The 11,554-nt window shown below is 63.2% G+C and carries 9 protein-coding genes; 6 read left to right on the top strand and 3 right to left on the bottom strand.

All coding sequences use genetic code 11. The features are described from left to right. The first annotated feature begins 54 nt into the window (after nucleotides 1-54). The 6 genes from mgtE to RA29_RS02530 all read left to right on the top strand — a co-directional run bounded on the left by mgtE (nucleotide 55) and on the right by RA29_RS02530 (nucleotide 6,456). Nucleotides 55-1,449 (top strand): magnesium transporter, encoded by a 1,395-nt coding sequence (gene mgtE / locus RA29_RS02555; protein WP_039682664.1) that lies wholly within the window; start codon nucleotides 55-57, stop codon nucleotides 1,447-1,449. Between the two features lie 67 nt (nucleotides 1,450-1,516). Beyond that, a complete protein-coding gene (locus RA29_RS02550; protein ID WP_039682662.1) occupies nucleotides 1,517-2,071 on the top strand; it encodes a 5-formyltetrahydrofolate cyclo-ligase in 555 nt (184 codons plus the stop codon). Nucleotides 2,072-2,186: 115 nt separating this feature from the next. After that, nucleotides 2,187-2,996, top strand: a complete 810-nt coding sequence (locus RA29_RS02545; RefSeq protein WP_039683840.1) for a TIGR00282 family metallophosphoesterase — start codon at nucleotides 2,187-2,189, stop codon at nucleotides 2,994-2,996. Next, complete coding sequence (locus RA29_RS02540) at nucleotides 2,993-3,934, top strand: DMT family transporter (protein WP_039682660.1); 942 nt, start codon at nucleotides 2,993-2,995, stop codon at nucleotides 3,932-3,934. Before RA29_RS02545 ends, RA29_RS02540 begins: the two co-directional genes overlap by 4 nt. 10 nt (nucleotides 3,935-3,944) lie before the next feature. Continuing rightward, nucleotides 3,945-5,723, top strand: a complete 1,779-nt coding sequence (locus RA29_RS02535) for an SLC13 family permease (RefSeq protein ID WP_039682658.1) — start codon at nucleotides 3,945-3,947, stop codon at nucleotides 5,721-5,723. 250 nt (nucleotides 5,724-5,973) lie between these two features. Then, nucleotides 5,974-6,456: a hypothetical protein gene (locus RA29_RS02530; protein ID WP_052249429.1), complete on the top strand. Its 483-nt coding sequence runs from the start codon at nucleotides 5,974-5,976 to the stop codon at nucleotides 6,454-6,456. Between the two features lie 578 nt (nucleotides 6,457-7,034). Here RA29_RS02530 and RA29_RS02525 read toward each other — a convergent pair. From RA29_RS02525 to RA29_RS02515, 3 genes are all read right to left on the bottom strand, one after another. Beyond that, nucleotides 7,035-8,693, bottom strand: a complete 1,659-nt coding sequence (locus RA29_RS02525) for an FAD-binding dehydrogenase (protein WP_039682656.1) — start codon at nucleotides 8,691-8,693, stop codon at nucleotides 7,035-7,037. Nucleotides 8,694-8,703: 10 nt separating this feature from the next. Beyond that, the gene (locus RA29_RS02520) at nucleotides 8,704-9,561 is read right to left on the bottom strand and encodes a bile acid:sodium symporter family protein (protein WP_039682654.1); all 858 of its coding nucleotides are present in this window, start codon (nucleotides 9,559-9,561) and stop codon (nucleotides 8,704-8,706) included. 121 nt (nucleotides 9,562-9,682) lie between these two features. Next, complete coding sequence (locus RA29_RS02515; RefSeq protein ID WP_039682652.1) at nucleotides 9,683-11,455, bottom strand: SLC13 family permease; 1,773 nt, start codon at nucleotides 11,453-11,455, stop codon at nucleotides 9,683-9,685. Nucleotides 11,456-11,554 lie beyond the last annotated feature (99 nt).

The following is an 11,554-nucleotide window of genomic DNA, read 5'->3' as shown; positions in this document are numbered from 1 at the left end:
CCAAGGGGTGCGCCCTATGGTCTGGCCAGACGCGAAGGAAGGGAGACGCACGCCATGTCAGATCAGATTGACGTGACTGAACCCGCCCAGGACGAGAACGCCTATGTCCTTGAACGCAAGGACGTTTCCGCGATCCTTTACGCTGTCGATATCGAGGATCGCGAGCAGCTGACCAAGCTGATGGAGCCGCTGCACGCGGCCGACATTGCTGACCTTCTGGAACAGATCAACGCCTTTGACCGGTCGCGCCTGATCCGGCTCTACGACCGCGAGTTTGACGGTGACATCCTGTCGGAACTGGACGAGTCGATCCGGGAAGAGGTGATCGGCGTCCTTAAGCCGGCCGTACTGGCCGAGGCGGTGCGTGATCTGGACAGCGATGACGTTGTGGATCTGGTCGAGGACCTGGATGATGCGCAGCAGGAAAAGATCCTCGACGCGCTTGAGGATACGGACCGCGCGCTGGTCGAGCAGTCACTGGCCTTTCCCGAATACTCCGCGGGCCGCCTCATGCAGCGCGAGGTTGTCATGGCACCCGAGCACTGGACCGTGGGCGAGGCGATTGATCGCCTGCGCAGTGCGGACGAGGATGCGTTGCCCAAGCAGTTTTACCACATCGTCCTGGTCGATCCGCGCCTGCATCCGGTCGGCAATGTCACCTTGGGCAAGCTCATGCGCTCGCGCCGCGAAGTGCCACTCGCTGATCTGGTGGAGGAGACGTTTCAGGTCATTCCCGCCACCCAGGAAGAAAGCGATGTTGCCTATGCCTTTAACCAGTACCACCTGATTTCGGCCCCTGTTGTCGATGACGAGGGGCGGTTGATTGGTCTGATCACCATCGACGACGCGATGGCCGTGCTGGATGACGAGCACGAGGAGGACATCTTGCGTCTGGCCGGGGTGGGCGAGGAGTCGGCGCTGTCCGATTCCGTACGGGAGACGACGAAGCGGCGCATTCCCTGGCTGGCCGTGAACCTTGTGACGTCGATCCTTGCTTCGCTTGTGATTGCGCAGTTCGACGCGGCCATCGCGCAGATCGTGGCCTTGGCCGTATTGATGCCGATTGTGGCGTCGATGGGGGGCAATGCGGGCACGCAATCGCTGACCGTGGCGACCCGTGCGCTGGCCACCAAGGACCTGACAGGTGCGAATGTGTGGCGCGTGATCCGGCGCGAGGTTCTGGTGGGGCTGATCAACGGAGCCGTCTTTGCCGTGGTGATGGGAGTGATTGGCATCATCTGGTTCGGCTCACCCGCGTTGGGCTATGTGATTGCGGCGGCCATGGTCGTGAACATGGTTGTGGCGGGTTTGGCTGGCACTGGCATTCCCATTGTTCTTGACCGGATCGGGATTGATCCGGCGCTGGCGTCGGGCGCGTTCGTGACGACTGTGACCGACGTGGTTGGGTTCTTTGCCTTTCTGGGCCTTGCTGCGGCGGTGCTGTTGTGACGGGTGCGGACGCTGTTTGCGCTGGCGCGCAAAGCCGCCCCGCCCACCGTCCCGTAGGGGGGTACTCATGGGACTGACAGACGAAAAAGCAGCCATCCGCAAGGCAGCCTTTGCGGCACGCAAGGCGGCGTTTGATCTGGATGCGGGCGGGGGGTCCGGCCTGTTGTCCTCCGTTCTGGCTGGCTATCGCGGTGTGCCCTTGTCGGGCTACATGCCTATCCGGTCGGAGATTGATCCGCTTCCTGCGATGTCCGAGGCCGCAGCACATGGCCCTGTCGCCGTACCGGTGATCCGGGCGGCGGGGCAGCCGCTGGTCTTTTCCCGTTGGACCCCCGATGCGCCGATGGCCGAGGGGCCATTCGGTGCGCAGGTCCCCGCGGTCGAGGACCTGCTGGAGCCTGAGATCGTGATTGTGCCCCTTGTGGCCTTTACCCGAACGGGCGGGCGTCTTGGTTATGGTGGTGGTTTCTATGATCGGACGCTGGAAGGGCTGCGCGCGCGGCGCGCGACCCTTGCCATAGGGTTCGCCTATGGCGCGCAGGAAATGCCGGACCTGCCCCTGGAGCCTACTGATCAGACGCTCGATATGATCGTGACCGACACCGACATCATCGAGGTCTGAGGGGGCCAGCCCCCCGGCCTGCGGCCGTCCCCCGGGATTTTTTTTGAAACAGAGAAGGGACATGGGCTGGCGCATTTCGCTTGCCGTTCCCGTCCGTCGGGGCATATGGGCAGGTATGAAACTGCTTTTTCTGGGTGATGTGATGGGCCGTGCGGGCCGTCAGGCGATCACCGATAATCTACCGCGTTTGCGTACCGAGTGGGATCTCGATTTCGTCGTGGTCAACGGCGAGAACGCGACCTCGGGCATGGGGCTGTCTGGTGCGCATGCCAAGGTGTTGCTTGAGGCAGGCGCAGACTGCGTGACGCTTGGCGATCATGCCTTTGATCAGAAGGACATGCTGGGCTTTATCGCGCAGGAGCCGCGCATTATTCGGCCCCTTAATTTCTCGAAGGCGGCACCGGGCAAGGGCGCGCGGCTGTTCACGGCCCGGAACGGGAAAAAAGTGCTGGTGGCGCAAGCGCTGGGTCAGGTGTTCATGAAGCGGCCCTTTGATGATCCGTTCTCTGCCCTGGAAACGGTGTTCCGGACCCATCCTCTGGGCGGTCAGGCCGACGCGATCATCGTGGATTTTCATTGCGAGGCGACGTCTGAGAAGATGGCCATGGGCCATTGGTGTGACGGGCGGGCGAGCCTGATGGTGGGCACCCACACCCATGTACCGACGGCGGATGCCATGATCCTGTCCAAGGGCTGTGCCTATCTGACCGATGCGGGCATGTGTGGTGACTATAACTCGGTCATCGGGATGCAGCGCGACGAACCCCTGCGCCGCTTTATCACCGGCATGCCGAAGGAACGGTTTGCGCCCGCCCTTGGCCCTGCCACGCTGTCGGGCGTCTATGTCGAGACGGGCGACGATGGACGTGCCACGCGGATCGAGATGGTGCGCGAGGGAGGGCTGCTGCGGGCCAGTGGGCCGTGACAGGGCGCGCGGCGCTGGGGTTCAGCCTGGTCCTTGTGGTGCTGGGGGCCGGGTGGGGGCTGACCATGCCCCTAACCAAGATCGCTGTCAGCACTGGCTACCAGCATTTCGGACTTCTGTTTTGGCAATTGGTAATCGGTGCGGTCGTGATGACCTTCCTGGCCGTTGTGCGAGGGCTTTCACTGCCGCTCGGGGCCGCACAGATGCGGGTCTATGTGGTGATCGCGCTGATTGGGTCCGTCCTGCCGAACTCTGCCAGCTATCAGGCGGCGGTGCATCTGCCGTCGGGGATCATGTCGATCCTGCTGAGCATGATCCCGATCTGGGCTTTTCCGATTGCGCTCTCCCTCGGCCTTGACCGGTTTGAATGGCGGCGATTTGGTGGCCTGTGCGTCGGATTGACCGCCGTGATGCTGATCGTGCTGCCCGGTGCGACCCTGGCGGGTGGCATTCCGGTCCTATGGGTGTTCGTGGGCCTGATCTCCGGTCTGTTCTATGCGTTTGAGGGCAACTATGTGGCCCGCTGGGGCACGGCGGGGCTGGATGCGATACAGGTGCTGTGGGGCGCATCCATCGTCGGGTCGATCATCGCCTTGCCGCTCGCCCTCTTCAGCGGCCAGTGGATTGATCCGCGCCCTTCCTATGGCGCGGCAGAGCTTGCCCTGATGTTGAGTGCGACGATCCATGTGCTGGTCTATGCGGGTTATGTTTGGCTTGTTGGGCGTGCAGGTCCCGTCTTTGCGGTGCAGGTCAGTTTTCTGGTGACCCTCTTCGGTGTCTTCTGGGCGCGGCTTATCCTGAGTGAAGATTACGCACCGACGGTCTGGATTGCCCTTATGCTGATGCTTTTGGGTATGTTTTTGGTTCAACCGCGCAGGCGCCGGGTTGAAGACCATGTCCCCTTGGGGGACAGTGTGCGCCGATCTGTGCACGACTAAGGATCACGGCATGGGGCTGATCGAGCTTTCGCAAACCGGCAACGCGGTACTGACACTGGCGGTGGTCGGCGTCATGTTTGTGTTGTTTCTGCGCGAGCTGTTTCCGACGGAAGTGGTTGCCATCACGGGCACGGCAATTCTGTTGGCCATGGGGGCCTTGCCGTATGAGCAGGCGTTGAGCGTATTGTCGAACCCGGCGCCGTGGACGATTGCGGCGATGTTCATCATCATGGGCGCGCTTGTGCGGACTGGTGCCCTTGATGCCTTTACCGGCTTGGCCGACCGGCAGGCCCGCACCAATCCTGCGGTGGCCGTGGTCATGTTGATGGCCTTTGTCATCCTCAGTTCGGCCATCGTGTCCAATACGCCCGTCGTGGTCGTGATGATCCCAGTGATCATTCAACTGGCCAAGACGATGGGGCTTGCGCCTTCGAAGATGCTGATCCCGCTGAGCTATGCGGCTATTCTTGGCGGCACGCTGACGCTGATCGGCACCTCGACCAACCTGCTGGTCGATGGCGTCGCGCGGACCCAGGGCATGGAGCCCTTCACCATTTTTGAGGTGACCCCGCTGGGGATCATCCTTGTGATCTGGGGCATGATCTATCTGCGCTTTTTTGGACCCATGCTGCTGCCCGAGCGGGACAGCATGGCGGGGCTCCTGAGTGATCGCAGCCGGATGAAGTTCTTTACCGAGGCGGTGATCCCACCGGAATCGAACCTTGTTGGCCGTGACGTCACGGGCGTGCAGCTGTTCAAGCGGGATGGCGTGCGCCTGATTGACGTGATCCGGGGTGACCAGTCCTTGCGTCGCAACATGGCTGGCGTCCAGTTGCAGGTGGGGGACCGGGTGGTGTTGCGCACCCAGATGACCGAACTTCTGAGCCTGCAGCGCAACAAGGAGCTCAAGCGTATTGATCAGGTGGGCGCGGTGGAGACGACCACGGTGGAGGTCTTGATCACCCCCGGTTGCCGCATGATCGGTCGGAGCCTTGGCGCGCTGCGCCTGCGGCGGCGGTATGGGGTGTATCCGTTGGCTGTGCACCGGCGGAACCAGAATATCGGGCGGCAGCTGGATGATCTGGTGGTGAAGGTGGGCGACACGCTGCTGCTGGAGGGCGCGCCCGAGGATATTCAGCGTCTGGCTGCTGATATGGATATGGTTGACGTATCGAAGCCCTCGCAGCGTGAGTTTCGGCGCAGCCACGCGCCCATTGCGCTGGCGGCTTTGTTGGGGATCGTGGTGCTGGCCGCCTTGGGTGTGGCGCCGATCCTGATGCTGTCGGTGCTGGCGGTCGCGACCGTTCTGATCACCGGCTGTATCGACGCGGATGAGGCGTTTTCCTTTGTGGATGGTCGGTTGCTGGCGCTGATCTTTTCGATGCTGGCCATCGGCGCTGCATTGGAGGCCACGGGGGCGGTGGCGTTGATTGTGGATGCTGTCGCGCCGGGGTTGATGGTTTTGCCGCCCTTCCTGATCGTGTGGGCGGTTTACCTGCTCACCTCGGTCCTGACGGAGCTGGTCAGCAACAATGCCGTGGCGGTCGTTTTGACCCCCATCGCGATTGGGTTGGCCACGGCTTTGGGGATTGATCCGCGGCCTCTGGTGGTGGCCGTTATGGTTGCGGCTTCGGCCTCGTTTGCGACGCCGATCGGGTACCAGACCAATATGCTGGTTTATGGTCCTGGCGGGTATAAATTCACCGACTTTATGAAGGTGGGGATCCCTTTGAATTTGAGTGTGGGTCTACTCGCCTCGGCGGTGATTCCGTTTATCTGGCCGCTTTGAGATGCACCACCTGTCCCAGCGTGGGACATGGGCGCAGCCTTGTAAGATCAAGGGCTTGCAGGGGCGACTTAACCTTTTGTTCAGGAAGTGTCGCGCCTCGGCGTGGCGGGTTTGCATCTTGAGAGATCTGGAAGCAAATCTGCTATTTGGCGTGGCGCGAAGCGTATAAAGATTGCTGATGTTCACAGTTTTGCCGCTTGCGTCGTAACCGATTTTTCACGACCGGCTGGTACCGGTTGGGCATAACGCCATGCCTGACCTTCGCCGCCCTCCACATCTGATCACGCCCGCCTATGAGGACAATGGCCTGTTCCGCTCGCCTGTCCGGCGGGTCACGGTTGGGCTTGTGCCGCAGGCGCATCGCAACAACCGGCAGGATCTGGTTGTGCGGGGCTTTCTGCCCGATGGTGCCGCCATAGAGGTGGTGTTTGCCGGGCGCCGCAACACGCAGGCGCTGGCCATTGAGCGCCGGTTGCGCGCCTTGCTGTTTCAGACGCGCGCCAAGACCCCCGGTTGGCGGGCGGAAGGTGTGGACACTGTGCAATTGCCCCTGCGTGTGGAGGGCGTGTGGCGGTCACGCTTTACCCGCGATGCCTGGGGGTGCGAGACGCGGCAGTACCAGTTGATCGCCGCGCGCTGGGCGATGTTTGATGAGGCGGGTGTCGCACATCTGTTTGGGGAGGCGCCTGTGCATCTGGCCCCGGACAAGCCGGTGCAGATCGATGGAGGGTAAGATGTAGGATGCCGTTGACCCATGCCGCATCGGCAGCGGTTGGGTGATCATCAAAGGGCAGTAGGGATCGGTGGTTTTGGTGAGGCGGCTGTGATTTCAGTCCCCTCGCGCCCGTCATCTGCGAGGTTGAGCACGGTCATACCTGTCGTGACATATACTTGTGTTCGTTCGGCAATCGGCGGCGAGGTGTCGGGTGTTTGCTTCCTGCACCTTTGCTATCGCTTCTTCGATTGGGGGCGTGTTTTCCGTGAGCCAAACCTTGGCCCAGCGTTTGCCTGAAACCCGGCCGAGATCGTTGTCTATGGCGCAGGGGCCATTGTGGCCCAAGTCGCTGATCTGGCTGCCTGACGAGGGCGGTTTCCCGGAACCGCACGCGCCCGCCGTCATGGCAGTGGTGCCTTCTGCTGTGGGAAAAACAAGCCCGCGAATCCCCGGCAGATCAACGTCTGTTTCATCATTGTGCGCTGGTTTGTCCGTGTGGCATCGGAGCATGGCAGTGGTGGTGCGATGTTTTTAACTGTCGCGCGCAAGGACGTGATCCCGGCCACGGGTTGCATGACGTTGCGCGGGTTTTCGGCTCAGGCGATGGCGGTTGAGCGGCCCGCGTTGCGGCCCGAGAAGATGCAGCCGCCTAGAAACGTCCCTTCGAGCGCGTTGTAGCCGTGGTAGCCGCCGCCGCCGAAGCCTGCGACTTCACCGGCCGCAAAAAGGCCGGGCACTGGCGTTCCGTCGGTGCCGATCATCTGGGCATCCAGCGTGGTGTGCAGACCGCCAAGCGTCTTGCGCGTGAGCACGTGCAGCTTGACCGCGATCAGGGGGCCGTTCGCGGGGTCGAGGAACTTGTGCGGTTTGGCCGTACGCAGCAGTCTGTCGCCCCGGTAGTTGCGTGCGGCGTGGATCGCCATCATCTGCGCGTCCTTGGAGAACGGGTTGTCGATTTGTGCGTCGCGCACCTCGATCTGTTTGCGCAGCTTGGCCTCATCAATGAGGTTGCCGCCTGCGACCTGGTTCATGCCACGCACGAGGGTTGTGAGGTCATTGGCCACTACGAAATCTTCGCCCCGCTCCTTGAACGCCTCGACCGGGGCGGTGGCGTTTTTGCCTGACAGGATACGCTGCTTGATCACCTCGGACCATTTTTTCGAGGTGAGGTCGGGGTTTTGTTCGGAGCCCGAGAGGGCGAATTCCTTTTTGATGATCTTTTGCGTGAGGACGAACCAGCTGTAGTCGTAGCCTGTGGCCAAGATCTCGCGCAGGGTGGACATGCTGTCGAAGCCGGGGAGCGCTGGGGGTGCGAACCGGTTGCCTGTTGCGTCGAACCACATGGAGGAGGGACCCGGCAGGATGCGGATGCCGTGGCTGGGCCAGATCGGGTCCCAGTTCTTGACCCCTTCGGTGTAGTGCCACATGCGGTCGCCGTTGATGACATGGCCGCCTGCGGCTTCCGAGATGCCGATCATGCGGCCGTCGACATGGGCGGGGACGCCGGCCACCATGGAGGCGGGTGCGGGGCCGAGCCGGTCGGTGGGCCAGACCTTGCGCACCATGTCGAAATTGCCGCCGATGCCGCCGGAGGTGACGATCACGGAGGGCGCTTTGAGGGCGAAGTCACCCACGGGGTCGCGGTTGGTTTTCTGGCCGCGTGCGGCGCTGTCGTCGGCGAGGAGGGTGCCGCTGACGCCTTTGGCGGTGCCGTTTTCCATGTCGATCCGGTCGACTTGGTGGCGGAAGTTGAACTGGATGAGGCCCGCGCGTTCGTGGTCTTCGCAGCGGCGGATGAAATGTTCGATGATGCCGGGGCCGGTGCCCCATGTGATGTGGAAGCGTGGGACGGAGTTGCCGTGCCCGTCTGCGTAGCTGCCGCCCCGTTCGGCCCAGCCCACGACGGGGAACCAGCGCAGGCCCATGGCGTGGAGCCAGGGGCGCATCTCGCCTGCGGCGAAGTCGATATAGGCCTCGGCCCATTTGCGGGGCATGGCGTCTTCGTCGCGGTCGAACTGGGCGCTGCCCATCCAGTCGTTGAGGGCGAGGTCGCGGCTGTCGCGGATCCCCATGCGCCGCTGTTCCGGCGTGTCGATCATGAAGAGGCCGCCCAAGGACCAGAAGGCTTGACCGCCAAGGAAACTGCGGGGTTCCTGATCGACGATGATGACCTTCTTGCCCCGGTCGCCCAATTCGGCGGCGGCGGCGAGGCCGGCCAGGCCGGAGCCCACGACGATGGCGTCTGCTTGATCCATGAGTGTCTCCTTAAGCTCTGCGGAACCACGCCACGAAGGGTGCGGCGACGATGTACATGAGGATACCATAGACGCCCGAGGGCAGGGCCATGGCGCTGAGCCCTTCGGCCTGGCCCGAGATCAGGGCGGCGAGGGTGATGCCGAGCGTGGCGTTCTGGATGCCGGTTTCGACCGAGATGGTCTTGGCCTGGTCCCAGGGCAGGGCGAGCGCGAGGGCGAGACCCAGGCCGATGAGGAGGAGGACGGCGTTCAGGACGATGAGGGCGGGGCCGAGCGTGCCGAGATTGGCGGTGAAGACGTCCCAGTTGGCGGCGAGGGCGGCGACCACGATGATGATGAAGAGGAGGGTGGCGAGGCGGGACAGGAACGGCTCGATCCGAATGGCGAAGTTGGCGGCGAAGTGGCGGATCAGGACACCGATGAGCACGGGAAGCGTCACGATGATGAAGACCGATATGGCGAGGCCGGTCACCGACACGTCGGGGGCTGCGTCGCCCATGAAATGCACGACGGACCATGCAGCGAGGATGGGCACCGTCAGGATGCTGAGCAGGCTGACCACGGCGGTGAGGGAGACAGACAGGGCGACGTCACCCTTGGACAGCCGCGCGATCATGTTTGAGGTGACCCCGCCTGGGCAGAAGCTGAGCAGCATGAAGCCCACGGCGATTTCGGGGCCGAGGCCGAAGGTGACGACGATGGCGTATGTGACGACGGGCAACAGGATGATTTGTGCTGTTGCGCCGATGGCAAAGGCCTTGGGTGTGCGCAGGACGCGGGCGAAATCGGCGAAGGTCAGGCCAACGCCAAGGCTGAGCATGATGATCGCCAGCGACAGTGGCAGTACCACGTTGAGTAATATGTCCATGATGTCTCTCCCTGATGGGGAGGTTAGACGGGCGGATTGGCGGCGCGCAACGCTGACGCTTGGTCAGCCGTTTTCTGACACAGAAAACGGACCGGAATTTTTGAAAAATTCCAGCGCCCGGTCAGAGGGGCCAGAAGACGAGGATGGCGGGGATCGATACGGCGATGACGATCACTTCGAGCGGCAGGCCGATGCGCCAGTAGTCGCCGAATTGGTAGCCGCCGGGGCCGAGGATCAGTGTGTTGTTCTTATGCCCGATGGGGGTGAGGAAGGCCGAGGAGGCCGCGACTGCGACGGCCATCAGAAACGGGTCGGGGGAGACGCCGAGTGTCTGTGCCATCTGGATGCCCACGGGGGCGGCCACGATGGTTGTGGCTGTGTTGTTGAGGACGTCAGACAGGCTCATCGTAACGATCATCAGTACTGTCAGCACGGCCCAGGCGGGCAGGCCGTCCGTCATCGTGACGAGCCAGCCTGCGATGAGTTCGGTGCCGCCCGAGGTTTCCAGCGCCGCGCCGAGTGGGATCATCGAGCCCAGGAGGACGACGACGGGCCATTCGATATGGGTGTAAAGCTCGGACAGGGGCACGATTTTGGACAGGACATAGGCCACCACAACGAGGCCGAGGGCGATGGGCAGGTAGAGCAGGCCCACGCTCGCGGCGGCGACGGCGCCTGCGAAAAGGCCGATGGCGAGCCAGACTTTTTCATCCGCCGTCACCGCCAGCCCGCGTTCCGCCAGCGGCAGGCAGCCGAGCCATTGCGTGACGTCTTGGCCGGTGTCGCGGGGCACCAGCAACAGGAGGATGTCGCCTGCGCGGATGGGGGTCTTGCGGATCTGTTTGGTGATCCGTTTGCCGCCGCGCGAGATGCCCATGAGCACCGTGGATTGTCGCCAACTGAGCCCCACGCTTTGCGCGGTGCGTCCGATCAGGCGGGACTGGTCTGTGACCACGACCTCAATGATTTCAACGCCTTCCCCGGCGGCCTTTAGTTGCTCTTCGCGTTTGGCGTCGGCGACGGACAGGCCGAGGGCGGCGCGGAATTCGTCGAGCGCGTCTGGCGTGGCTTCGAGCACCAGCGCGTCGCCCTCTTGCAGCAGCGCGTTGCGGGCGCGGCCGTAGCGGCGCTGGCCGTCGCGGATCAGGCCAATGATGGCGACATCCGCCTTTTCGGCGTCTTCGTAGAGTTCGCCGACGCGCTTGCCTGCGTGTTTGGAGCCTTCGGGGATGGTGAGTTCAGCGATGTAGGCTGAGAGTGCCTCGGTCGGGCCTTCGGCATCGGCGCGGGCGGGGATGAGCCGCCAGCCGATGAGCGCCACGAACGCGAGCCCGGCGATGGCCGCGAGACCTCCGACAGGGGCGAAGTCGAACATGCGGAAGGGTTCACCCAGTGCGTCCTCGCGGATCGTGGCGATGATGATGTTGGGGGGCGTGCCGATCAGGGTGACCATGCCGCCGAGGATGGTCGCGAAGCTGAGCGGCATGAGGCTGAGCCCCGGGGATCGCCCTGCCTTGCGCGCCGTTTGCATGTCCACCGGCATCAGGAGGGCGAGGGCCGCCACGTTGTTCATGAAGGCCGACAGCACGCCGCCGATGGCGCCCATGAGCGTGATATGTGCGCCGAGGGAGCGGGACGCATCGACCAGCGTGCGCGTGATCAGGAAGACCGCGCCGGAGCGCACCAGACCAGCAGAGACCACCAGCACCAGTGCCACCACGAGCGTGGCGGGGTGGCCGAAGCCGGAGAAGGCATCTGCGCTTGGCACCACGCCGAGGACCACGCCGAGCATGAGCGCTGTGAAGGCGACGATGTCGTAGCGGAGCTTTCCCCAGAGCAGGAGGCCGAAGACGGCGCCGAAGAGGGTGAAAAGGATGATCTGGTCTGTCGTCATCCCGGCAGGGTAGGGATGTGGGGGTGGCGGTGCCAGTTGTAATTCGGTCACGTGATTTGAATGCCGCGCTGAAGCGCGACGACATTTTGAAGGGGGCTC

Origin of the sequence: Tateyamaria sp. ANG-S1, from assembly GCF_000814025.1 — a bacterium.
In the GTDB taxonomy this organism is placed as follows: domain Bacteria; phylum Pseudomonadota; class Alphaproteobacteria; order Rhodobacterales; family Rhodobacteraceae; genus Tateyamaria.
This window is presented reverse-complemented; position numbering and strand designations above follow the sequence as displayed.